Here is a 23,186-nt window from a genome sequence, read left to right as displayed (position 1 = left end):
ACTATGATCGAGCAACGATATCGGCCACGATATCGGCGATCGTATGGCTGGCATTACCCACCCCAGAGATCTTTGCGGCCTCACGCATGCGCTGCAGTGCATCGGGGTCACGCAGCAATGCGTCCACCGTATCAACCAGGCGGTCGGATAGTTCGTGATCTGCAATAATGCGGGCAGCACCTGCATCAACCACGGCTCGCGCATTGAGCCCCTGCTCTCCGTTGCCATGAGGAAGCGGTACATAGAGCGCGGGGACTCCTGCGGCGGTAATTTCTGCCACCGTCATAGCTCCAGAGCGGCACACGATGAGATCTGCAACCTGGTAGGCAGCCGCCATATCTTCGATATAAGGCACGCTCACCAGGTTTTCCCGAGCAGTGGGAGCGGTATTATTGGGCCCGTGTGCCAAGAGGATCTGATATCCGCGAGCGATAAGCTCATCGGCGTGCTGTTCAATGGCATCATTGAGCGACTTCGCCCCCTGAGAGCCACCAGTGACGAGTAAAGTATGGCGCGTTTCATCGAGGTTCCACAGCGACTGTCCACGCTCACGAGCCGCACGAATATCACTATCACTACCAAGTGATGAGCGAATAGGGATACCGACCACACGCCCGGGCATCCCAGAGCCTTTAACGGCGTTCAACCCTAGGCCACCAATTTTTTGGCCCAGTTTATTGGCTAGGCCAGCCCGTGCATTTGCTTCATGAACCACAAAGGGCAGACCTAGACTGCGCGCCGCTAAATATGCAGGCGCTGCTACATACCCCCCGAATCCCACCACTACATCAATGTCATTATCAGTGAGGATACGACGAGTCTGCCGAATGGTATCCAGGAGCCTGAATGGGAGTTTCATCAGGTCTTTATTCACCCGGCGCGGTACGGGTACCGGCGGAATCATGCGCAGCTCGAAGCCGCGTGCCGGTATGAGGTTCTTCTCTAATCCTTTGGGACTACCTAAGGCTATGACGTTATAACCGCGGCTTTTTAACTCCCCCGCCACTGCGAGTGCCGGTTCGATATGCCCGGCGGTGCCACCGCCAGCGACGAGGATATTCACTGTCTTTGTAGTCATAATTGTTCTCAGTTTAGTCTCCATCGCATCGAACCGCTGGTATGCGCTCCGAGGTTGATCTGAATTGGCTTTTGCTCAGAACTATGAGCGGGGATATTCTCGGCGCGGTGATCGCCTGAGCGAGTCCCCGTTCATGTGACGGCGCCCACGAGCCTGTCGTGGTTGAGTTGGCTGTGGCGGTGTCCGACGCTGATTGCGCGCAGGTAGCTGCCGCGTTATTGGTGTGTGGCTTGCCCTTGTTCCCGTCCGAGGGCGTGCAGCGCCTGGGCGGTCGAGGCCCTCAAGGTGGGGTTCAGGGAGCAACAATACCCGGTCGATCCAGGGCCGGCCATTTGCCTGCATCGCTGAGATTGCATCGCTTTCATGACGCGCCGCGCTCGCAACGAGGCCCATGGCGCCCAGAGTAATGATCGCCGAGGTTCCACCCGATGAAATCATAGGCAATTGGATACCCGTCACGGGGAGCAGGGCCACTACGTAGGCGATATTAATGAAGGCTTGGAGCACGACAGCCATGACAAGTGTGGAGGACAGGAGGCTGAGATAAGGGCTGGAAGATTTCTGAGCGATACGCAGCCCGATATAGCCCAACCAAGCGAATAAGGAAATGAGAAGAACTCCACCGATCAGCCCGATCTCTTCACCAACTATGGCGAAGATGAAGTCATTATGAGCCTCTGGGAGGTAGAACCACTTAGCACGTGATTGCCCGATTCCTACTCCCGTGATCCCTCCTTCTGCTATGGAGAGTAGACCTTGATAGGACTGGAAGGATGAATGGGTAGAGTCCTCAAATTTGCCCCAGAAGATATTGAGAAATACCGTAATGCGGTCTTTTCTGAATTGGGTAGAAAACAGCGAGAGTCCGATGACTCCGATGACCAACAGCATCCCCATGGCACCAAGGAAACGGATGTCCACACCCACGAGGAATAGCAAAACCACAACGACGAGCATGAAGCTGATTGCCATCCCAAGGTCGTGCTCAGCGACGATGAGCATCGCCATCACTGCGGATACCACGAGGTACTGGACTAGCGGTTCGTGCATTGAGGTCATCCGCAATTTTTTTCCGGCTAGTTTATCGGCGCCCCACATAACAATGGCAACGCGAGCGATTTCCGAAGGCTGAATGGTCAGCGGCCCTAGGGTTATCCATGACTGCGAGCCCGTTTCCGCTAATCCCGTTCCGACCTGGGGAATGAGGACGAGGATGAGTAGCAAGATGGAAACGGCGAGAATAGCTGAGCTGAGTCGCCTTACTACCTGAGGGCGGATCTTTAAGGCTGCCCACAGGGCTACAAAGCCGAGGGACACCATGGTGAGCTGGTGCAGCGGTAGAGTCCACACGCTATTGGCTTCTCGTTCGGATTTTGCCACGGCCGCACTTGAGACCATGATGAGGCCTATGGTGGCAAGTAGCGCCACCGTTATTAAAATATTGACATAGTCGAAATAGGGTCGTGCGCTATTGTCTTTTAGCCTCATCGTGAGCTGGTGCCAGAGGCCTGGGCGCGCTGTGGACTTCGCTGTCATGGTCTGAACCCTCTTCTCATTGGTGATGCTCTGCTAGGTACTTCTTTGCCGCTTGGCTAAAGATATCCCCTCGCTGGCCCATTCCGGTGTACATATCTAGGCTTGCAGCGGCGGGCGCCAAAATCAGGCTATCGCCGGCGCAGGCTCTGTCACTTAACCAGGCGACAGCGTCGTCCATCGCGATAACGGGATCTTTTTCTGCAATGGAATAGACCTCTATATCAGGCCTATGATGTGCCACAGCACGGGCGATGGTCTCACGATCGACACCAAGAAGTGCTACGGCCTTTAATTGAGCTGCATATTTCTTAACCAAGCCGTCAATATCGGCGCCCTTAAGTTGTCCACCGGCAACCCATAAGATGGAATCGTGACCGGCGAGGGCGGCGTCTGCGGCGTGAGGATTGGTTGCTTTTGAATTATCGATCGCTTGGATGCCTCGCTCGTAAGCGATGACCTGGCCGCGGTGGCCAGCGCTTTGAAAATTCTTTAGAGCGCGAGCGATGGCTTGGGGCTCAACGCCCACAGCGCGTGCAGCGGCGGTGGCAGCTAAAGCATCGTAAAGTCCGGCAGGTCCCGGTGGCTGAATCCCCGCTATGGGAGCGATATACTCTTCTTCGGCAAAAGCTCGGTCACAAATCTTAGAATTACGCACACCTATTTGACCTTTGCGGGGCTCCTCCGCCGTAAAGGTTACGTTAGCCTTGGAGATGAAGGGACGACTAGCGACGTCATCGGCGCCCGCGATCGCGTGCTCTGCGGTGAGAATTTTGGCTTTATCCTCACAATAGGCCTGCATGGAGCCATGCCAATCGAGGTGATCTTCAGCAAGATTGAGCAATACACCCACATGGGGTCTCAGGTCCTCAGCCCAGTGCAGTTGGAAACTCGATAATTCGGCGACCACAATATCGACTCGCTCGCTCGCCTCCAGGGCCTCCGCGATTGATACCCCGATATTGCCCACCGCTTGGGCCTTGGCCCCTGACTCTCGCATCATTGCAGCGAGCATGGAGGTCGTGGTGGTTTTCCCATTAGTTCCTGTGACTGCCATCCATGTGCGAGGAGGTCCAAAGAAGCCAGCCTGATCAAGGCGGAAGCACAACTCCACATCGCCTATGACTGTGACACCGCGCTGAGCGGCAGCGTCAAAAAGTGGAGTGTCAGGGCGCCACCCTGGTGACGTTACTATGAGGGCGGTATCCGCTAGTGCGTGGTGCGCCCGTTCGGGAGTAATACCTGGGACTCCGGTGAGCTCCAGGGCGATGGCGAGTGCGGTCTCATTGGCGTCTACAAGGGTTACGTCATGGCCTTGGTTGCTGAGCAGGCGTGCCATAGCGGTACCAGATACGCCGGCTCCGGTTACGAGAATTGGTCCAGTGATATTCATTTAGTTGACTCCGTAGGAGAGAGATTCGCTGAAGAAAATCGCTAGCCCTACTCCGACGCTGAGCAGAGTGAAGGCCCAGAAGCCCCACACCACATGGATTTCGCGCCAGCCCCCTTTTTCGAAGTGATGGTGCAGCGGGGACATTCTGAAGAATCGCTTCCCCGTGGTGCGGAAAACTGCGACCTGAATGATGACGGAGATGGTTTCGAGAACGCAGATCAAAGCGATGATGATGCCCAGTAATTCGGTGCGGCTCATAACCGAAAGTGCGATCACCATGCCGCCGAGCGCCATGGATCCGGTATCGCCCATGAAGATTCGGGCAGGGTTGCGGTTCCACCACAAGAAGCCGAGGCTCGCCCCAATGCCGCTGGCGGCGATGATGGCTAGATCGAGGGGGTCTCGTACGTCATAACAGCCGGGTACGGCTGCGACACTACAGGAGTTTTGATATTGCCAAAAGGTGATGACGGCATAAGCTGAGAAGACGAGCACTGAGATGCCCGCCGCTAACCCGTCCAAGCCATCGGTCAAATTCACTGCATTCGACCATGCGGCCACCACCAAGTAGATGAAGGGCACAAAAATGATCATGCCCAAGCCCCCACCGAAGGCAAGATCGATGGTGTCTATATCACGCACAAAACTGAGATGAGTGCTTCCGGGACTAAGCCCATCCTCATTAGGGAACAAAACGATGGCGATCCCGAAGCAGATTCCGATGACAGCTTGGATCACTAATTTTTGTGTCTTCGTTAAACCTAGATTGCGCTGACGAAAGATTTTAATATAGTCATCGGCAAAACCCAGTCCCCCGAGCGCAAGGACTAAGGCGAGGGCGATGATGCCACTGGCACTCGGACCGCCATGACCGTTCAGAGCCCCGTAGACCGTGGCGAAAGCATAGGCGAGTACGATGGATACCACAATGGCAAGGCCACCCATTGTGGGCGTACCCCTCTTTGTTTGGTGGGACTCTGGACCTTCCTCCCGGATCTCTTGGCCGATCCCTGAGGCCCTAAATTTGCTTGTTAAGACCCCGGTCAGGCTCATAGCGATGATAAAACTACTAAGCGCGGCAATAATAATCTGGGTCATGGGTTATGTACTTTCCTGGTTATCTTCTATCGTTATGCGGTTATGAGGAAGCAGCCTATCTGCTACCTCCCAGAGGCCCAATGCATGTGAAGCCTTAATAAATACCACGTCGGACTCGTGGCAGATATCTTCGACTCGTGCTGCCGCGGCGTCCGGGGTCATTTCTTGGTAACTTTCTACTCCCCGGGTGAGGGCATGAGAATAGATTGTTGCCGCAGCTGGGTCTTGACCTACCGCTATGACGATATCGATCCCCTGATTGACGGCGTAGTCGATAATCTCGCGGTGGGCGGCAAGTGCTTCATCGCCTAGTTCCCCCATGGCCCCGAGCACTGCGATTACCCGATGAGTGCGCATTGTTATAGCTGCATCGATACCTGAGCGCATAGATTCCGGGTTGGCGTTGTAGCTATCGTTGATGACCACTAGGTTATCCGTTGGGCGAATATTGACATCCATACGGTTAGCTGATGTCCCTTGGTGAGAATTTAGTCCCGCGACGATATCTGCAAAGGCGATTCCCGCTCCCACGGCCGCAGCCGCGGCGGCAAGAGCATTAGAAACCTGATGAGCACCGAAAATATTGAGGTGGATAACCGCGTTTTCGCCACCGTAGTGCAACGTGAACCGGGCCCGTGAGAGCTTATCAAGGCTGATATCACTGGCCCACAGATCGGCCGGCTTTTTCGTGGAGAAGGTGAGAATCCGCGCGGATGTCCTTTGGCGCATCTGCATGACTAAGGGGTCGTCCGCGTTGAGCACGGCTACCCCTTGAGGGTCGAGAGCTTCGACCAACTCTCCTTTGGCGCGAGCAATAATTTCTTTCGACCCAAATTCCCCCATATGGGCGCTTCCTATATTGAGCACCACTCCAATCTGTGGAGGTGCGACCTGAGCTAGGTGAGCGATGTGTCCGAGTCCGCGCGCACTAAGTTCTGCGACAAGATACCGGGTGCTTTCGGTGCAGCGTAAGGCGGTATAGGGGTGGCCAATTTCGTTATTAAAGGAGCCCGGTGGCGCGACGGTTTCTCCCGCGAGTCGCGCAATACTGGCGATGATATCTTTGGTACTTGTTTTGCCGGCCGAGCCAGTAACGCCGATCACGGTGAGTTGGTCAAGACGGGTGATCAGGTGGTGAGCAAGTGTGGCTAAAGCGGCGAGCACACTGCTTACCGAACCGTCCTGGTCGTGCTCTGTGGCATATGAATTGCTATCTGCGGGGCCGATATGCGGGACAACGACCGTGGGTACGCCCGTAGGCCGCAAGCCCATGACGGCCTGGGCTCCCCGCTTCCGTGCTTGTTGTGCGAAGTCATGGCCATCTACGCGGGCTCCTGGTATTGCTAGAAAAAGATCGCCTGGTTTGATTGCCCGCGAATCAAATTCCACTGACCCATCCACGATTTCGGAGCCGGTGGCGTCCACGACAATTCCGCCCACGGCGGTGGCGATCTCATTTAAGCTCATGGCGATCATTTGCGGGATCTCTTTTCTATGGCCAGGGCTAGTTCTTCCCTATCGTCAAAGTGGTGATTGACTCCGTTGACCAGCTGTCCTACTTCATGCCCTTTTCCAGCGATAATGATCGAGTCACCAGGCTGAGCCCAATTCACTGCGTATTCTATTGCGTTTCTGCGATCCCCGATTTCTATGACGTCACCGCTCTCCTTTTCTTCCCGTGCCCCAGTGAGCATGGCCTGTCGGATCTGTGCTGGATCCTCCGAGCGCGGATTGTCATCGGTGACCACCAAAAGATCGCTAAGCCCTGCAGCTATCTGACCCATTACTGCCCGCTTAGATTCATCGCGGTCCCCGCCGCAGCCAAGAACAATGCCCACACGACCCTGAGTTTGTGCTCTCACGGTCTCTAATATGGCCTGTACTGCTGCTGGTTTGTGCGCATAATCAACCACAGCCAGAAAATCTTGACCACCGTCGATACGTTCCATGCGTCCGGGCACCCCGACGGTAGCTAAGCCCTTGACTGCCGCTGATATATCGAGTCCGAGACTATCGACGAGGGCTAGGGCGAGGCCCGCATTCGCGCTATTAAAACGCCCTGGCATAGGAAGGACAACTGGTACCGAATTAAAGCTAAACTCCTGAGATCCCGCCTTGGCACTGCGAATGCCGGTGACCTCATAGTGAGTGCTCTGGCTCGTATAATTGTCCACAGTCCTTAAAGCACGGGCTAGCGAACCCGCTCTGAGCAGCATTTTCTTTCCCCATTCATCGTCGGTGTTGATAACGGCTCGAGATGCGTGGATGGCTGATTGGGGATCGAATAAAAGGGCCTTAGCCTCGAAGTACTCTTCCATGGAGCGGTGGAAATCAAGGTGGTCTTGAGAAAGGTTAGTAAACCCTGCGAGATCAAAATGAACCCCATTGACACGCCCTAGCATAAGAGCGTGGGAGGATACCTCCATAACCACGTGGGTCACACCGCTATCGAGCATTTGGTGGAAAAGGGCTTGCAGAGTTGGGGCCTCTGGGGTGGTAAGTGAGGTAGGCACCTTCACGCCATTAATCCTCGTGCCCGTGGTGCCAATAATGCCAACCTTTTTCCCCGCTGCCATGAGACAAGCCTCTAACAGGTAGCTTGTGGTGGTCTTTCCAGATGTGCCGGTGATACCAATAACGGTTAAATCAGCAGAAGGGTCGGAAAATATATAACTGGCGACGGGGCCGAGAATGGAACGAATATCCTCCACCACTAAAATGGGGCGCTGTTCTCCTTCATCTTCAAGGATGAGCAATCCTTTGCGATCGGTGAGAATAGCTGCTGCCGCGGTGGAGCCTGCAAACTGGGCGCCGTGGACACGGGTGCCTGGTAAAGCGGCAAAGATTTCACCTTCCTGCACCGACGCCGAGTCGAGGCTAATGCCAGTGATCCCTCCCCGTGCTGCGTCTGCGTTCACCAGAGTCGCACCTGCAATGTCGGCAAGAATCGATAGGGTGATTCCTTGCTGCTGATTCTGCACTGTCACTAACCTTCTCTCCACATTGTATTTTTTGCTCGGTAGCCCTATATAAGGGGGGGGGATTCGCCGGTTGCTAAGGAACCTGCAGGATCATCGGACCTGAATCGGGGGGACTCAGCGGAATATTATCGCGATCGAGAAGCCAGCTCGCAATATCGTGGAAGAGCGGCGCTGCTGATTGCCCGCCTTCACCGTGAACACCACGTTGCGGCCGATCTAACATAAGGGCCACAACGAAGCGGGGGTCATCCGCTGGAGCGATACCGGCGAAAGTGATCCAGTATGCGGAATTGGAATAGGCCTGGGTGAGGGGATCAACCTGCTGTGCGGTACCAGTCTTTCCGGCGATTTGGTAACCCGCAATCGCTGCCGTGCTACCGGTTCCTTGTTGCAGTCCACTGGGATCGGATTGGGTGACAGAGCGGAACATATCTACCACGGTTTGCGCCGTTTCCTTACTCACTACCCGAACTCTTCGAGGTTCCGGTTGTTCAATAACGGTGCCTGAAGTATCACGGGCTTCAGCGATAATGCGAGGTTCGATACGCTCACCGCCATTAGCGAGAGTTTGGTAAACTCCAGCCATTTGAAGCAATGTCCAGCTCATGCCTTGGCCGATGGGAAGATTAGCGAAGGTTCCTCCCGACCACTGTTCGATCGGCGGTAAGAGTCCCTCCGACTCGGCAGGCAATTCAATGCCCGTGGGATGTCCAATGCCAAATTTCTTGAGTAAATCCCCATAGCGCTGCTCGCCAAGACGTTGGGCTAGCATGAGGGTTCCTACATTGGAAGATTTTCCAAAAATCCCAGTAGTGGTATAGGGCACTGGTCCATGGTCCCACGCATCTTTGACGCTGACTCCCGCCATGTGGATGGATCCTGGGACGGTGAGCACCTCATCGGGCGTGCTCACACCATCCTCAATGACGCCGGCGGCAGTAATGATCTTAGCTACCGATCCAGGTTCAAAGGGCTCGGATATCGTAGGATTTCCGAAATTCTTGCCTTCGTCGAGTTGCTTTTGCAGATCACCGGTGTTATCAACGGCGTCCGTATTAGCCATAGCCAGAACTTCACCGGTGTGGGCGTCGAGAACAACTGCTGATGCGCTCTGTGCTAAAGAATTTGCTTTGGCTTGTTCTAGTTGTTGTTGCACATAGGTTTGCAGATCCAAATCGAGGGTGAGGGTAACGCTTCCTCCGTCGACGGGCAGGGTCTTATCGCGACGAGTACCCGGGATGACGGGTCCCCCATTTGAAACATCGTACGTGTACTGGCCATCGCGGCCAGCGAGAAGAAAATCTCGCGAGGCTTCGAAGCCGAACTGCCCCGCACCCTGGGGGCTTACTTTGCCTAAGACATTAGAGGCAATGGCACCGTTAGGGTATTCCCTTAAAAATTTATTCTCCACCACAATGCCGAAGAACTTATCGGCAACCATCTGCGCTATATCTGGGTCTACCCGAGCGACCAGAACCGAGTAGGTACTGTCGCTAGTCAGCGTCTGATAGATCTCCTTGGCGGAGACGTCATGATGGGAGGCTGCGTTCTCGGTGATGATGGAAGCTATTTCTGTTGCATAATTGCGCAGATAGGTATCGACGAGGCCCTCAAGGACGCTATCGCGATCTTTAACGGCTATGCTGCCCCACTTGCCTTCTTTGATCAGATCCATTTTGATCACATAGGGAAGCTCGTCGCGCAATAGATTCGGGTGAACGCTTAACATACTCGATCGCATGGTGAATGCGAGTTTTTTACCTTGTCTATCAACAATCTCCCCGCGCTTTGCATGATCCTCGAATACTCGGGTGCGCTGCTGTTCGGCGCGGGCGGCTAGTTCCGGTCCCCAAGCGATATCGATAAAAGCCATTCGCCCGATAAGAACGACCGCGATCACGACGGTTAATACTCGCACTAGAGCGATCCGCTGGCGCATTGCTTTTTGTGGGGCAGTCTTTTGTGGCGCTTTCTGAGGTCGTTCGGGCGCTAGATTCGGGTAACCGCGAAGCCGGGACGAGCTATCCTCTCGTCCCGGTCGCTGAGATCTCGGCTTATCCACGGCTTATAGAACCTCGAAATACTCTAGTTCCCTGCAGTATAGGGAGCGATATCTGCCACCACGGGACCCTCGATGGGCGCCGTAGTCTGTTGATCCATCGTACCCTGTGTGTGGAGCGGATCGCTGGTGGGGATATTAGACGTCATATACTCATCGTTGATATCGGTGATCGGGCGCGTGCGATCACTAGGGGGTCGCTGTTCGACTACGGTGCCATCGGGATTGCGCACTAAGACACCTGGCTGATCTGGAATCACCATGCCATAGCGCTGTGCTTGGCGGGCAATTTGACCTGTCGCTGCGGCTCGCTCCACGTCTCTATTGAGCGTCTCGAGCTGGTTATCCAAAGTCTGCTGCGCGATCCTTAGCTCGGTGATCCTGAAGGCTTGTTGGGTGGTCACACCAGAGACAATTGAGGCGGCCAGGAAACCGAGCAGAATGAGGAGGGTGAAGCCTACAACCGTATACACCGCGCGTCGATTAGCTTGCGGGCGTTCGATTCGGCGACCACGGTGTGTGAACTGTTGCTTTGAGCCACTCTTATGTTGGAAGCGCCTTTGAGGGGCAGTCACCGTGCGGGTAACCACGGGGCGCTGAGGAGGTGCTAGCGTGCTAAGTCGAGAGCTCTGCATAGACCCCTTGCTTAAGTCGCGAGACTGACCAGTGCGCTTGCGGGGCTCGATGGTCGTTGCATTCATGATCCTATGCCTTCTTTTATTGCTTGCACAGCCCGAACCCGAACAGGGGCGGAACGCGGATTGGTATCAATTTCAGTAGCAGAAGCTTTCTCCGCTCCCCGGGTCAGAAGTTTGAAGCGAGGAGAATCATCAGGCAAATGAACCGGTAGCCCCAAGGGTGTAGTGTCCGCCGTAATTTTTTTGAAGTAATTCTTCACGATCTTGTCCTCAAGAGACTGATAGGCCATAAAGATACATCGCCCGCCTGGAGCTAAAAGATCAGTGATGACGGGAAGTACATTCTCGATGGCTTCGAGCTCCTTGTTCACCTCAATGCGTAGGGCCTGGAATGTCCTTTTTGCGGGGTGACCACCAGTGCGGCGAGTCGCGGCGGGAATAGTGGCATAGAGAAGTTCGACTAGGCGCGCCGAGGTAACAAATGGTGCTTTCTCGCGTTCCTTCACGATGGCCGTAGCGATCTTTCCAGCGAAGCGTTCTTCGCCGTAGGTCTTGAGCAGACGTGCCAAGTCGCCGTGGGAGTAAGTATTGAGAATATCGGCGGCGGTGAGCCCGTCATTGCCATCCATACGCATATCGAGGGGTGCATCGACTCGGTAGGCAAAGCCTCGCTCAATCTGATCAAGCTGCATCGATGACACTCCCAGGTCAAAAAGAGCACCCGTGAGTCCGAATTCTTTTAATAAGGTACACCCAGGGGCATCGGAGGCTCTTAAGAGAGGCAGGAAGCGATCGAAGCGAGTATTGAAGGCGATAAACCTAGAGCCAAAGGGTTTTAAACGCTCACGGGCCTGGTCTAGGGCCCGCTCATCTCGGTCGAGGCCGATAATATGCACGCTTGTAAAGGTGTTCAGAAGGGATTCGCTGTGCCCTCCAGCACCTAGGGTGCCATCAATAATGACGGCGTTATCGCCCATGAGCTCGACAGCGGGACTGAGAAGTTCAACGATCCTGTCTCGCATAACCGGTATGTGGCCGTGATTGGCCGCGGTGTGATCAAACTGAGTAGTGCTGTCAACCACAAGCGTCTCTTTCCCTTGAACTCTTCGTCATGCCAGTCGAGTTGGTGGGGTATACATAGAGCCCCATTCTTCATCCACTGGATTAGATCCAGGCTCTGATGTCGGGGAAGTACACCAGAACGACGATCAAGAATGGAGTTCATATGTACACTCCGCGTACTCGATGCAGCGTTAGAGCAAACCGCCCAAGATATCACCATCGGCAGCTGCGAAGGCTGCTTCAGTTTCTTCTTGGTACGTTGCCCAGGCCTCGGCGTCCCAGATTTCAAGGAAATCCATGGATCCTATGACCACACATTCCTTCACAAGACCCGCATACTCACGGTGCGGAGCCGATAAAGTGATGCGTCCTTGACCATCTGGCCTTTGTTCATCCGCACTTGCTGCGAGGTTACGGATAAAGGCGCGTGCCTCAGGATTCGTTCGCGAAACTTCTGCCGCTTTGCGAGCGCGTTTGACAAATTCATCCTTCGGGTAGACCGCCAGGGAATGGTCTTGCCCTTTGGTCACCATGAGACCGCCGGCTAATTCCTCTCGAAATTTTGCCGGAAGAGTCAGGCGGCCCTTATCGTCCAGCTTGGGGGTATAAGTTCCCAGAAACATGGATGCAGGCACCCACCTTTCTTTTCCAAGCCTCGGTTGACAATCAAGGGGCAGTAATCGTGTGTCCTCCACTTATCTGCGAAGGTTTCCCGTTTACTACGTGCCCCACTCTACCCCACAATCCCCCACTTTTTGTAGCCAAACATTGAATCCACCCTTTTCTTGCGCGCAAAAAATGCTTTTACCTGCGCAGATATGAGTGGGGCAAAATTTTAGCTATAGCCAGTTCACCCCTGGATTCTCCCCCATTGGTATCGTTGTACACCGCTAGTATAAGACACACCCATCATTCACAAGACTTAACAGCAGTCCTCAAAAACCTCATATTTCTGTGGCGAACTGCACCATCATCCACAACTTAACCGAGAACCATTCCAGCACTATCCAAAAAATTTAAAACCCAGCCATTGATGGTGGGGGGAAGTGGGGAGCACAATAAAAACCCCCAAGATTTCTCTTGAGGGCTGAGATAAAAAGCGTTTATTTTTCGAAGCGTTTGCGGAAATTCTCTTCCATACGCGACCCCAAGCCGTCGTCTTTGACCGGCCGTGGTAGGGTTTTCTCTCTCTTCGTTAAACCACTAGAAGCACCATCTCCACTGAGCATCCAGATAGCGCCAGCCACCATCACCACAAAGCCGACAATACTGAGGGCAACCAGCCATAGGGAGATTTGACTAAGTGCTACCCCACCGACCAACATCACAAGGCCAATGACGATAACTGCAAAGCCCCTGAAGCTCAGCGCGCTATGAGCTTCGCCTCGCGGGACCGACTTACCGAAATGTGGATCCTCCGCCAGCAACGACCGTTCGATCTCCTTGAGTAATTCTTGCTCGTGCTCGGAAAGTGACACGGCGCCTCCCTTGGTACGCAATGCAGCGATATATTGTGAATACAACCAGCATAATGCCTTTTTATCGGGAGGAGCTGCATGAAACCGCTCTCGACATAGCAAAGATTATGCCTTCTTAGTACTACAACGGCCACCCCGAAGCGAAAGTTCCCTTAGCGAACACTTTTCTAGCCACGTCACCCCCATCTAAGAAGCCGCTGGGTAGGAGACCACGGTAATCCGATCCACCTCGTTATAAAACTCGGCCACGAGCTCGATGAGCTCATCTAAGACCTCCACGGTTAGCTGGCACTCCAATCCCGATAGAGATCGGCTACGCAATTGCGAAAAGGCTCCGATACGCTGCGCCCACTGCGTAGCCTCGCCGCCCACCATAGCTAACTGAGCAAAAACTGAACGCGGCTTCCGTTTACGCTTCGCCACGACGGTACAGGACACCCACGCAGCCGCAACCTTAATGGATGCCAGGTATGCATATTCTAAGGCGATATCGAGACGACCGTGGTCGCGAGCCTGCACCGCCTCACGGGTGAGCACCTGAGCACGGTTTAAGAAACCCGCGGCACTCCCCTGACCAGCCTGAAAACGTGTACTAGCCGAAACGACGACTCCCATTATCTTTCTCCTTAATCATTCACGCCTTTCGAGCGACGAGACTCAGGGGGCTTATGCCTTTTTAGAACGAAGATTTGCTTGTTGTAGCTCAGATTATCGAATGAGGTGGACTACACACTTCTCATTTTAGAACATATGTTCTAAAATGAGAAGGGGTATTTTCCGCTAAACAAAGTTATCTGCTTAAAAACGTGGTTCCATACAAGGGTGCCTATCTTCTACTCACGCCTGAGCCCTTATGAATTCTCGGTGCTCTGTCCCCAACTGGTCAGTATTTATATCCGTGCGATGAGTTATGGCACAGACGTGCACAACACAGCGATGAAAGCGTGGCGGATTGCCTCCCTCGAAAAAGATTTTCAATCAGTTATCGCGCATGATGCCAGCCACCTTTTGGGCTTTTGTTTTGGCCACCGCGGAGCCCGCCACCAGTGGTGGGACCAAGAAATTCGGCGCGGTTTGCGTGAGCATGGGTCACACCGCTTAGAGGTGCTAGGAGATTATTTCACTATTTCCGAAATTCACGTCGAACCCCGACTCCAAGGACTGGGGATCGGCCACTCCCTCCTCCAACAGCTACTGCACAAGGTGGACTGTGAGTACGCGATACTATCTACTCCCGAAGTGAACGCAGAAGAGAATGCAGCCTTCCACCTGTATAGGAACTTTGGCTTTCAAGATGTACTTCGCGATTTTCACTTTCGCGGCGATGCCCGCCCCTTTGCCATCCTCTCTAAGCAACTGCGCCCCTAAGCCAGTGCAGGCGCTCAGCTCACTACAGACCTGATGAGAGTGCGCTGCTTAAAAAAATGCTGCGCGGTAGCGGATATACCGTAAACTAGTCAGGAAGACTTGGTGACATCCGCCGCAATACGTTAATAATTCGAACTCATTCACCCGCGCGAGGAATCATGAATCAGTACCCTGCAATCGAGGATCTACCAGCTCGTGTTGAAGATAAGCTCCGCCGCTTCTTTAGCGAGCAGCGCGAAGCTATTGCTACTATCGGAGACCCTGTCTCGGAGGCTGTAGGGAAACTGGAAACATTTGTCCTAAGCGGCGGGAAAAGGATGCGACCTCTGTGCGCCTGGGCAGGTTATGTGGCAGCTGGTCATGAGTGTGAAGACGTCGAAGCTGTTATCACTGCCATATCTTCGCTTGAATTTATTCAGGCCTGTGCTCTCATCCACGACGATATTATCGATTCTTCTGATACGAGACGCGGCAATCCCACCTTTCACCGCCTCATCGAATCCACACACCGACAGCGCGGCTGGTCTCGCGATAGCGCTCACTTTGGAGAATCAGTCGCCATCCTCATGGGCGATCTCGGGCTCGTTTGGGCCGACGATATGTTCCACTCCTCTGGGTTAAGCCCCGCTGCCATCACCAGAGCCCTACCGGCATGGCGCGGAATGCGAACGGAGGTTATCGGCGGCCAATTACTTGATATCGCGCTAGAGGCTAGCTCAAGCGAAGATCTCGCCCTAGCCAATAATGTCAATCGTTTCAAAACCGCCGCCTATACCATCGAGCGCCCCTTACATATCGGAGCTGCACTCGGTGATGCCTCGGCCGAACGAATCACCGGTTTGCGACACTTTGGTAGGGAAATCGGTATAGCTTTCCAACTCCGAGACGATCAATTGGGGGTCTTCGGGGATCCTGAGGTTACCGGCAAACCAGCAGGCGACGATCTGCGCGAGGGTAAACGAACGGTACTTCTCGCCACTGCGCTCAAACTTGCTGATCCCGCAACTAAAAAGCGGATTCGAGCTGGTATAGGCAACGTCGTGGACGCTGCAGCTATTAGCCAGCTAACGGCCGATATCAAAAGCACAGGGGCCGATGAAGCAATCGAAGAGCGAATTGACACGATGGTCTCACAAGGACTTCACTATCTGGAGCAGCTTAACCTGAAGCCAGAAGTATTTGAGTTACTCTCGCAGATTGCCTCCCAGGCCACGGCGCGTGCCCTTTAGCCACTGATATGCCTGCCAGCTCACCTTTTTATTCGCACATCACCCAGCTTTCCCCCGCCCGCGCTGGCCTCATCCTCGGCTCAGTCTCTGCTCTCCTGCTTACTCTAGGTTCTTTTGGTGGCGGTGCAATCCAGCGGCGCGACGGGCTACTCAAGCGTCTCGGTTGGGAATTTCTCAGCTTTGGTCACGGAGCAACGTTGTCTAATACCGCGGTGTGGGTGGGCACCATGGGTCTGATAGCGGCGTGGGTTCTTCTCGGACTCTGCCTACCAAGTTATTCCTTTATGCGTAAGGTTATGCTGTGGTGGGTGGTGCCTCTCATTCCAGCAGCTCCCCTTATGTCGCGTGATGTCTACTCCTACCTCATGCAAGGTACTCTGTTGCGCGACGGTTTCGACGCCTACACCCAAGGCCCCGCTGTTAATCCCAATAATTACCTCTTCGAGGTCTCCCATGATTGGCGTAATACCACTACCCCATATGGGCCATTGCATTTATGGTTGAGCAAGGGAATCACGATTCTAGCGGGCGATCAGGTGCTCATAGGTGTCTACCTCATAAAAGCCGTCATGCTGATCGGGTGTGCACTCATAGCTTATGGTGTGGTTCGGCTGGCGCTGATATTCGGTGTAGACAGAAGTTTTGCGCTGTGGATAGGCGTGCTCAATCCTGTCATGCTCATCCATCTTATTGGTGGCCTGCATAATGAGGCCATCATGGTAGGTCTGGTGATGGTCGGCCTCGTGAGCATCTACCGCTTTCCCAATATTGGGGGATTCTATAGCGGTATTGTGCTCATTGCATTAGCGATGTCGCTAAAGGCAACGGCGGGTTTTGTCCTACCTTTTGTGATCTGGATCGCGGTCAATCGCCACAACTCAACAGCTGCTCGGGTGCGCGCCTTTTTCTTGCACGCAACAATCGGAGCACTTCTTAGTGTAGCCGTTCTAGCGTTAATCACCACCGCTTCGGGTGCTTCCTATGGATGGATCCAAGCGCTCACGGGTAATTCCAAGGTTATAAATTCGCTGTCCGTCCCTACCCTTATCAGTGACCAGATCGCGGTTATTGGGTCACTATTTATCGAGCCCTTCCCGTATAACGAGGTTCTGGCAGTGATGCGCCAGATGGGTGCTGTCATCATGGTCGGAGGGTATCTCCTCTGTTGGTGGTGGGGTCGCACGAAACCGGTGGCCGCTATGGCTGTCATGTATATCGTGGTCTTGAGCTTTAATGCAGTGGTATTACCGTGGTACTACGCCAGTATTCTGCCATTGAGCGCGGTGGTAGTTGGACTACGCGAGAGGCCTTTACTCATCCGGGCACTCGCAGCTTGCAGCATCTTCATTGCGGCCAGCTTTACCGGTTCGGGCAATCACCAACTCTATAATCCGATCTGGGTCATCTGTTGCGCCCTGGTAGCCGTCAGCGCAGCACGGCTTATAAGAATCTAGAGACCCATAGCCTGTGCGCGCCGCATAACTTCGCGCGCTAGATGCCCGTGGAGGGCATCTATAGGACGACCAGGAAGGGAGTCATCGTCAGTGTAGAGATAGGTAAAAATTTCGGTATCGGTATAGCCACCGTCCGAGAGTAGGGCGATAAGACCTGGGACGAATTTATTGGTTGTTCCCTTCGCGGAAAGGAAATCGGCCGGAATTTTTTTGATCGCACCATCGTATACACAGATGAGCCTATGCTCGCCCAACATATCGAATACTCGGGTCACTGCAACACCCAAGCGCTGGGCATATTCAACCACTGTTAGCAATTCGGTATCGGCGGGGATTATCGAAGCTGAAACTTTTTCACTACTCACACAGCTAACATACCAAGACTTTTCTCACTGACGCAGTTTCCGCAACTCCGAGGTTTTAGGGAATAATCGAAAGCATGCAGTTAAACGTTGGCGATATCCTCGAAGACCGGTACAAAATCGAAGCACCGATTGCGAAAGGTGGAATGTCCACGGTTTACCGCTGCCTCGATACCCGCCTGGGTCGGCGCGTGGCCGCCAAGGTCATGAACGAACGCTACGTTAACGACCCTGTCTTTAGACAGCGGTTCCACCGCGAAGCCCAGGCGATGGCGCGCATCAACCACCCTAACCTTGTCGGCGTCTATGATTTCTCCTCGCAGGGGCAACACCTCTACCTCATCATGGAGTTGATCACCGGCGGCACGTTGCGGGAATTACTCGCTGAGCGCGGTCCTATGCCACCGCATGCCGCCGTCGCGGTGATGCGCGAGGTCCTTAAGGGTCTTGATGCCGTCCATCAAACCGGACTCGTCCACCGTGATCTGAAGCCAGATAATATTCTCATCTCGTCCCATCACCAGGTTAAGCTCTCCGACTTTGGTCTCGTGCGCGCCGCCGCCCACGACGGCGATCAGAACTCAATTGTCGGTACGGTTAGCTATCTGTCACCAGAACAGGTTTCCGGTGCCTCCATCACCCCAGCGTCTGATGTGTACTCCGCAGGTCTGGTGCTCTTCGAACTGCTCACCGGAGAAACACCCTTTACGGGTGAATCCGATATGGAAAAAGCGTTTGCGCGGCTCGATATCGACGTGCCTGTTCCCAGCTCTCAAATCAGCGGGGTTCCGAAGCTCATCGATGAATTGGTAGTGTCGTCGTGCTCTTTTAGTCCCAGCGAGCGCTTTAATAATGCATCGGAATTTCTACTCGCACTCGAAGACGTCGCTGAGGAATTGCAGCTTCCTGATTTCACGGTGCCCGTGCCTCGCGACGGTGCGGCCTCGCGTGCCGCTGAAGGCATAATCGAAGACGACAATTCTGCCATGTTCACAACGGCGCTAACTGCTGGAGAGATGAGCGAGAATCCGGTGGATAGCACCACCGTACTGCCAGTAATCGGCAGCAATGAAGAGACTTCCATTCTTGCCACAGAATCAGCCCCCGATTTTGACGCTCTCAACGAGACCACTACCTTTGCTCCCGTAAATAGCGCGCCACGCTATATTCCGGAGCCAGTAACCATCCCATATACCCCACCAGTGACCGCTCACAACCGCGGCAAAGGGCGACTGATTGCGTGGACAATTTTGGCCCTCATTCTCACCATTGCGGTAGCGATCGGTGGGTGGTGGTTTGGTTCCGGCCGCTACGGGGAGATCCCACAGGTCATTGGTATGGAGCGAGTAGCTGCTGAACGAGTACTGAGTGAAGCCGGTTTCTCAACCACCAGCCAGGAGGCCTATGCCAACGATATTCCGGTAGGTTTTGCTGCTGGCACCGATCCTCAAGCAGGTGGACGACAGGTTAAGGGTGACGTTGTCACCCTTTTGGTGTCCAAGGGGCGTCCACGGGTGCCTGATTTTCGGGGAATCGCTAACTACCCTCAGATTCTGGCCAATTACACATTGGCGGCTCAAGAGGGAGAACCAGAATTCTCCTCCGATATCCCAGCGGGTGAGATCAGCCGCGTGGAACCGGAACCCGGCACGGAGGTGCTTACCCAATCGGTAGTCACAGTGCATCGCTCCAAGGGGCCCGAGCCGGTGACAGTACCTGAGGTTAAGGGCCAGACAAGCCCACAGGCGCGCACCATCCTCGAAGAGGCTGGCTTCAATGTCATTATTGAAAAAATCTACGATGAGACGATGACAGATGGCAAAGTGATCAAGAGTGATCCGCCTGCTGGCGAACAAGCGGCGAAAGGTCAGGATATTACAATCTCAGTGTCCACGGCGGTAGTTCTGCCCGAGGTTGTCGGGCTTGACGCTGCCGAGGTTCGCAGCCAATTAGAGGACCTAGGCGTTAAGGTTAAAGCCACTAAACGAGCATCTTCAGCCACCGCTGCGGGCTTTTCTGATCAGGCGGTAGCCACGCTCGATCCGCCACCTGGAACACTCATCGACGCCGACGCAGCGGAGGTCACCATCATTGTAGTGTCGAGGATATCGGTTCCCGATTTTGTTGGCTTGAGCGTTGCCGATGCCGCGCGCGCCGCTCGAGACGCTGGACTCAGTTTAGTTGTAGCGTCGAGTGCGGACGACGGAGCAATTGTGACTAAGCAATCACCGAAAGCGGGTAAATCCGTTAAACCGGGCCAGCGCATAACTGCCACCGTGTCCTAGGAAAAAAGAACCCGCCAAATGGCGGGTTCCTTTTTTAATTTCTTAGCATCTCAGCGACTAGGAATGCCAGTTCAAGAGACTGTTGAGTATTCAGACGGGGATCACACGCTGACTCATAGCGACCGGGCAGATCCAAGTCTTGGATATCCTCAGCACCTCCTAGGCATTCAGTGACATTCTCTCCGGTAAATTCAATATGAATTCCGCCGGGGTGCGAGCCTAGTTCGCGGTGGACTTCAAAGAAGCCCTGAACCTCGTCGATAACCTTGTCAAAGTGACGCGTCTTATAGCCATTCGACGATGTAATGGTATTGCCGTGCATAGGGTCAGACTGCCAAATGACCTTGTGCCCTGACTCCTCCACAGCCTCGACGATTCCTGGCAGAACTGAGCGCACTTTGTCGTGTCCCATTCGCGCCACCAGAGTCAGTCGACCCGGCTTAAAGTTCGGGTCAAGCTTGTCTGCATAGGCTACAGCTTCAGCCGGGGTAACACTCGGACCGATTTTTAAACCAATGGGATTAGAGATCATGGCGGCGAAGTTCACATGGAAATCATCGATACCTCGGGTACGCTCGCCTATCCACAGCTGGTGCGCTGACAGATCGTATAAGGAGGTACGACCCTCTTCATCGGTTGCAAGGCGGAGGAGGGCGCGCTCATAATCGACAAGGAGAGCCTCATGGGAAGCAAAGATCGTAGCGTGGCGGAGTGAATCATCGTTGACTCCGCACGCTCCCATAAAGTCCAGTCCGCGCTCGATTTCTTGAGCGAGTGCCTCATAGCGGGCGCCGGCTCGAGATGTGGAGACGAATTCGCGATTCCACTCCATCACTCGGGTGAGATCGGCGGTACCCGAGGCGGTCAAGGCACGAACCAAATTCATGGCAGCCGAGGAGTTTGCATAAGCACGGATCATACGAGCTGGATCATGATAGCGTGACTCGGCGTGCGCTTCGACGCCGTTAACAATATCGCCGCGGTAGTTGGGTAGACCATTTTCGTCGAGATCGCTCGAACGGGGCTTTGCATATTGGCCTGCAATGCGCGCAACCTTCACTACTGGAGTTGACGCACCGTAGGTGAGCACGACAGCCATTTGCAGCAAGGTCTTGATATTGGCGCGAATATGGGGTTCAGTATTGGACTCGAAGGTTTCGGCGCAGTCGCCACCCTGAAGCAAGAAGGCTCGCCCTAAAGCCACATCTCGGAGATTGCTTTCAAGTTCTCTAATTTCGGGGGCAACCACGATCGGCGGCACCGATTCCAGAATCTTGCGCACATTCGCTGCGATGTGCGGGTCCCAGTTTGGCTGCTGATGGGCGGGACGCGCAATGACGTCGTCGAAGATTTCGCGAATGCCATCAGGTAGCGGCGGTAAATCTGGGAGGGCTTCTTTAGGAATATCTACTGTCCAACTCACACCTCTATGTTTATCACGAAAATCACATAGTGACTTAATCCATAGCACCCGATGTCATGACCGCATTCCTTTGATTGAGGGGCATAGCGGCCATGCAGACCTGGAATTTGGCGAGATTATGTCTGGCATCGACTAAAGCATCGTGGTTTCCTGCTGGAAGAGGAGGAAGTTGTGGTTTACCAGCTAATTCCCAGTACTGCTTAAGTTCTCGAGTATAACGTGGCAGATTCCTCGGCATCCCCTGCATATCGCCCCATAATTGAGCAAAGACCACGTGGTCATAGGCCCCGACCCAAGCCCAGAGTTCGATTGATCCGGGGAAACTGCTCATAAATTTCAAAGCTTCTGCAGCAATGCGTTCATTATTCATCCACACCGAGCTAGCGGGGTTGGGAAGCTGGTTGAGTACATGTTCTTTAACCCACGCATTGGCCAAGCGGTGGTCTGCATCAGTGGATACGGCATAGAATTCTTCTCCTGTTTGCGCCACAATGCCGATAGAGACCAGATCAATTGAGGTGCCGTCCTCGATGAACTCGGTATCATAGAAAAATCTCATCTCAGCTGTCCTTTCGACTGGGCCAGAAAAAGATCAATGCCACAGCAACGCACACCATAGGGGCGATAACCGAATTATGGAAATCCAAGGCCCCCACGATCACATAGCCGATCAGCAGCAGGAGGGTCGCGATAATCTTGATCTTCATCGTGAAGCCAAGTGTACTGATTGGGTGCGGGTGCCCCAAAGTGGTAGCGAAATAGGCGGTGGAGTGACCAACCATCTAAGGCCTGGGAGTTGATGCACTCTATGAAGCACCCATGCCCCGAGAATGGAACACCCTAGTGCTGCCCCCACCATGAAGTGAGTATGTCCGAAATGCTCGAATGGCAACAGGATGAGTAGACCAAGACTGAGCCCGATGGGGTGACCGAGATAGATCACTAAAGTATGTTGCCCAACACTAGCGAGCACAGTACCTACCAGGGGGATTTTACTCAGTGCCACGGCGGCTATAACTGCTAGAGGTAGGTAGGCTAAGCGGATTCCCACGAACTGTAGCGGCTCCCAGAAGGCAGAGAACTCGATCAATTCAATCTGGTAGGCTCCGACCGCTAAACCTCCAGCCCCAAGGAGATGGCCCGGCTTGAAAGCTGACATGGCAAAGTGCGTTATCCACGGGCGCAAGTAGGCACCTAGAAGAAAAGGGGGTAGGTAGTACAAAAAGCGGTGAATATTTGGGATGGGGAGCTGGATCAGTAGTGGCGTCACAGCGATTATTAAACTCGGGATGAGCAACTGTTGGGATAATCGCCAAGAGCGGCTCAGCCACAAGACACACGTGAAGAGAATGAGCATATACAAAAACCAATACATGGAATGTGCAGCAAATAATAGCTCAGTTAGTTCTCGCAACCCCACTATCCGCCCGCGATGGAGGTACTCGGTCAACAGCACCCATATGGGAGTCCAGAGGATATAGGGTACAAATAGGTACCACAGCCTGTGGGTGAAGAGTTCTTTGGCTGTAAAACGAGTGACTTTCAGGGCAAAAAAGCCCGAAACGAGGAAGAAAAGGGGCATTCTGAGGGGATCGATGAAGGCATTGAGTCGTGCTAAGCCGGTATCTATCCCGCCGGGGACCTCTATTGTGGCGTGGAGGGCTACGACGCCGATAATGGAGATGCCGCGCGCCACATCAGGCCACGGTAGGCGGGCCTTATCCGATGGGGTGCTCACAGTCTTT

General features: G+C 54.0%; 21 protein-coding genes. 4 read left to right on the top strand and 17 right to left on the bottom strand.

Annotated elements, in window-relative coordinates; translation table 11 throughout:
- Nucleotide 1: 1 nt before the first annotated feature.
- From murG to NXT01_RS00155, 12 genes are all read right to left on the bottom strand, one after another.
- Complete coding sequence (gene murG, locus NXT01_RS00210; RefSeq protein ID WP_259076111.1) at nucleotides 2-1,078, bottom strand: undecaprenyldiphospho-muramoylpentapeptide beta-N-acetylglucosaminyltransferase; 1,077 nt, start codon at nucleotides 1,076-1,078, stop codon at nucleotides 2-4.
- 81 nt (nucleotides 1,079-1,159) lie between these two features.
- Nucleotides 1,160-2,614 (bottom strand): putative peptidoglycan glycosyltransferase FtsW, encoded by a 1,455-nt coding sequence (locus NXT01_RS00205; RefSeq protein ID WP_259076108.1) that lies wholly within the window; start codon nucleotides 2,612-2,614, stop codon nucleotides 1,160-1,162.
- 16 nt (nucleotides 2,615-2,630) lie between these two features.
- Complete coding sequence (gene murD / locus NXT01_RS00200) at nucleotides 2,631-4,004, bottom strand: UDP-N-acetylmuramoyl-L-alanine--D-glutamate ligase (protein WP_259076105.1); 1,374 nt, start codon at nucleotides 4,002-4,004, stop codon at nucleotides 2,631-2,633.
- Entirely contained in the window at nucleotides 4,005-5,102 is a 1,098-nt protein-coding gene (gene mraY, locus NXT01_RS00195) for a phospho-N-acetylmuramoyl-pentapeptide-transferase (RefSeq protein WP_259076093.1), read from the bottom strand.
- Nucleotides 5,103-5,105: 3 nt separating this feature from the next.
- A complete protein-coding gene (murF, locus tag NXT01_RS00190) occupies nucleotides 5,106-6,578 on the bottom strand; it encodes a UDP-N-acetylmuramoyl-tripeptide--D-alanyl-D-alanine ligase (RefSeq protein ID WP_259076090.1) in 1,473 nt (490 codons plus the stop codon).
- Nucleotides 6,575-8,083: a UDP-N-acetylmuramoyl-L-alanyl-D-glutamate--2,6-diaminopimelate ligase gene (locus NXT01_RS00185; protein ID WP_259076088.1), complete on the bottom strand. Its 1,509-nt coding sequence runs from the start codon at nucleotides 8,081-8,083 to the stop codon at nucleotides 6,575-6,577. Before NXT01_RS00185 ends, murF begins: the two co-directional genes overlap by 4 nt.
- Nucleotides 8,084-8,156: 73 nt before the next feature.
- The gene (locus NXT01_RS00180; protein ID WP_259076086.1) at nucleotides 8,157-10,022 is read right to left on the bottom strand and encodes a penicillin-binding protein 2; all 1,866 of its coding nucleotides are present in this window, start codon (nucleotides 10,020-10,022) and stop codon (nucleotides 8,157-8,159) included.
- 146 nt (nucleotides 10,023-10,168) lie between these two features.
- Nucleotides 10,169-10,843, bottom strand: a complete 675-nt coding sequence (locus NXT01_RS00175) for a hypothetical protein (RefSeq protein WP_259076084.1) — start codon at nucleotides 10,841-10,843, stop codon at nucleotides 10,169-10,171.
- Nucleotides 10,840-11,862 (bottom strand): 16S rRNA (cytosine(1402)-N(4))-methyltransferase RsmH, encoded by a 1,023-nt coding sequence (gene rsmH, locus NXT01_RS00170; RefSeq protein ID WP_259076081.1) that lies wholly within the window; start codon nucleotides 11,860-11,862, stop codon nucleotides 10,840-10,842. The genes NXT01_RS00175 and rsmH overlap by 4 nt, the downstream gene beginning before the upstream one ends.
- 171 nt (nucleotides 11,863-12,033) lie before the next feature.
- The gene (gene mraZ, locus NXT01_RS00165; protein WP_259076079.1) at nucleotides 12,034-12,465 is read right to left on the bottom strand and encodes a division/cell wall cluster transcriptional repressor MraZ; all 432 of its coding nucleotides are present in this window, start codon (nucleotides 12,463-12,465) and stop codon (nucleotides 12,034-12,036) included.
- 480 nt (nucleotides 12,466-12,945) lie between these two features.
- Nucleotides 12,946-13,320, bottom strand: coding sequence for a DUF3040 domain-containing protein (locus NXT01_RS00160; RefSeq protein ID WP_259076077.1), 375 nt, complete (start codon nucleotides 13,318-13,320; stop codon nucleotides 12,946-12,948).
- A gap of 186 nt (nucleotides 13,321-13,506) precedes the next feature.
- On the bottom strand, nucleotides 13,507-13,935 hold the full coding sequence (locus NXT01_RS00155) for an SAV_6107 family HEPN domain-containing protein (RefSeq protein ID WP_259076075.1): 429 nt from the start codon (nucleotides 13,933-13,935) through the stop codon (nucleotides 13,507-13,509).
- A gap of 207 nt (nucleotides 13,936-14,142) precedes the next feature.
- Here NXT01_RS00155 and NXT01_RS00150 point away from each other — a divergent pair, with 207 nt between their 5' ends.
- The 3 genes from NXT01_RS00150 to NXT01_RS00140 all read left to right on the top strand — a co-directional run bounded on the left by NXT01_RS00150 (nucleotide 14,143) and on the right by NXT01_RS00140 (nucleotide 17,371).
- A complete protein-coding gene (locus tag NXT01_RS00150; RefSeq protein ID WP_259076073.1) occupies nucleotides 14,143-14,688 on the top strand; it encodes a GNAT family N-acetyltransferase in 546 nt (181 codons plus the stop codon).
- 158 nt (nucleotides 14,689-14,846) lie between these two features.
- Complete coding sequence (locus NXT01_RS00145) at nucleotides 14,847-15,917, top strand: polyprenyl synthetase family protein (RefSeq protein ID WP_259076070.1); 1,071 nt, start codon at nucleotides 14,847-14,849, stop codon at nucleotides 15,915-15,917.
- 8 nt (nucleotides 15,918-15,925) lie between these two features.
- On the top strand, nucleotides 15,926-17,371 hold the full coding sequence (locus NXT01_RS00140) for an alpha-(1->6)-mannopyranosyltransferase A (protein ID WP_259076068.1): 1,446 nt from the start codon (nucleotides 15,926-15,928) through the stop codon (nucleotides 17,369-17,371).
- On the opposite strand, the gene NXT01_RS00135 is transcribed toward NXT01_RS00140, so the two are convergent.
- A complete protein-coding gene (locus NXT01_RS00135; RefSeq protein WP_259076066.1) occupies nucleotides 17,368-17,736 on the bottom strand; it encodes an Rv2175c family DNA-binding protein in 369 nt (122 codons plus the stop codon). The genes NXT01_RS00140 and NXT01_RS00135 overlap by 4 nt on opposite strands.
- Before the next feature lie 74 nt (nucleotides 17,737-17,810).
- Between NXT01_RS00135 and pknB the strand changes: the two genes are divergently transcribed.
- Entirely contained in the window at nucleotides 17,811-20,018 is a 2,208-nt protein-coding gene (pknB, locus tag NXT01_RS00130; RefSeq protein ID WP_259076063.1) for a Stk1 family PASTA domain-containing Ser/Thr kinase, read from the top strand.
- A 34-nt stretch (nucleotides 20,019-20,052) separates the two neighbouring features.
- Here pknB and NXT01_RS00125 read toward each other — a convergent pair whose 3' ends face one another.
- The 4 genes from NXT01_RS00125 to NXT01_RS00110 are packed head-to-tail and all read right to left on the bottom strand — an operon-like array spanning nucleotide 20,053 to nucleotide 23,179.
- Nucleotides 20,053-21,441, bottom strand: a complete 1,389-nt coding sequence (locus tag NXT01_RS00125) for a class II 3-deoxy-7-phosphoheptulonate synthase (RefSeq protein ID WP_259076062.1) — start codon at nucleotides 21,439-21,441, stop codon at nucleotides 20,053-20,055.
- Between the two features lie 34 nt (nucleotides 21,442-21,475).
- Entirely contained in the window at nucleotides 21,476-22,000 is a 525-nt protein-coding gene (locus NXT01_RS00120; RefSeq protein WP_259076060.1) for a polyadenylate-specific 3'-exoribonuclease AS, read from the bottom strand.
- A gap of 1 nt (nucleotide 22,001) precedes the next feature.
- The gene (locus NXT01_RS00115; protein WP_259076057.1) at nucleotides 22,002-22,148 is read right to left on the bottom strand and encodes a hypothetical protein; all 147 of its coding nucleotides are present in this window, start codon (nucleotides 22,146-22,148) and stop codon (nucleotides 22,002-22,004) included.
- A complete protein-coding gene (locus tag NXT01_RS00110; protein ID WP_259076055.1) occupies nucleotides 22,145-23,179 on the bottom strand; it encodes an acyltransferase family protein in 1,035 nt (344 codons plus the stop codon). Before NXT01_RS00110 ends, NXT01_RS00115 begins: the two co-directional genes overlap by 4 nt.
- Nucleotides 23,180-23,186 lie beyond the last annotated feature (7 nt).

It is taken from the genome of Corynebacterium sp. ES2775-CONJ (genome assembly GCF_024814515.1).
Classification (GTDB): domain Bacteria; phylum Actinomycetota; class Actinomycetes; order Mycobacteriales; family Mycobacteriaceae; genus Corynebacterium.
Note: the sequence above shows the minus strand (reverse complement) of the source record. Positions and strands in the feature narration are given on the sequence as shown.

Coding starts and splice junctions, on each gene's coding strand:
- murG (WP_259076111.1), bottom strand. CDS start 1,078: ATGACTACAAAGACAGTGAATATCCTCGTCGCTGGCGGTGGCACCGCC.
- NXT01_RS00205 (WP_259076108.1), bottom strand. CDS start 2,614: ATGACAGCGAAGTCCACAGCGCGCCCAGGCCTCTGGCACCAGCTCACG.
- murD (WP_259076105.1), bottom strand. CDS start 4,004: ATGAATATCACTGGACCAATTCTCGTAACCGGAGCCGGCGTATCTGGT.
- mraY (WP_259076093.1), bottom strand. CDS start 5,102: ATGACCCAGATTATTATTGCCGCGCTTAGTAGTTTTATCATCGCTATG.
- murF (WP_259076090.1), bottom strand. CDS start 6,578: ATGATCGCCATGAGCTTAAATGAGATCGCCACCGCCGTGGGCGGAATT.
- NXT01_RS00180 (WP_259076086.1), bottom strand. CDS start 10,022: ATGCGCCAGCGGATCGCTCTAGTGCGAGTATTAACCGTCGTGATCGCG.
- NXT01_RS00175 (WP_259076084.1), bottom strand. CDS start 10,843: ATGAATGCAACGACCATCGAGCCCCGCAAGCGCACTGGTCAGTCTCGC.
- mraZ (WP_259076079.1), bottom strand. CDS start 12,465: ATGTTTCTGGGAACTTATACCCCCAAGCTGGACGATAAGGGCCGCCTG.
- NXT01_RS00155 (WP_259076075.1), bottom strand. CDS start 13,935: ATGGGAGTCGTCGTTTCGGCTAGTACACGTTTTCAGGCTGGTCAGGGG.
- NXT01_RS00145 (WP_259076070.1), top strand. CDS start 14,847: ATGAATCAGTACCCTGCAATCGAGGATCTACCAGCTCGTGTTGAAGAT.
- NXT01_RS00140 (WP_259076068.1), top strand. CDS start 15,926: ATGCCTGCCAGCTCACCTTTTTATTCGCACATCACCCAGCTTTCCCCC.
- pknB (WP_259076063.1), top strand. CDS start 17,811: ATGCAGTTAAACGTTGGCGATATCCTCGAAGACCGGTACAAAATCGAA.
- NXT01_RS00120 (WP_259076060.1), bottom strand. CDS start 22,000: ATGAGATTTTTCTATGATACCGAGTTCATCGAGGACGGCACCTCAATT.
- NXT01_RS00115 (WP_259076057.1), bottom strand. CDS start 22,148: ATGAAGATCAAGATTATCGCGACCCTCCTGCTGCTGATCGGCTATGTG.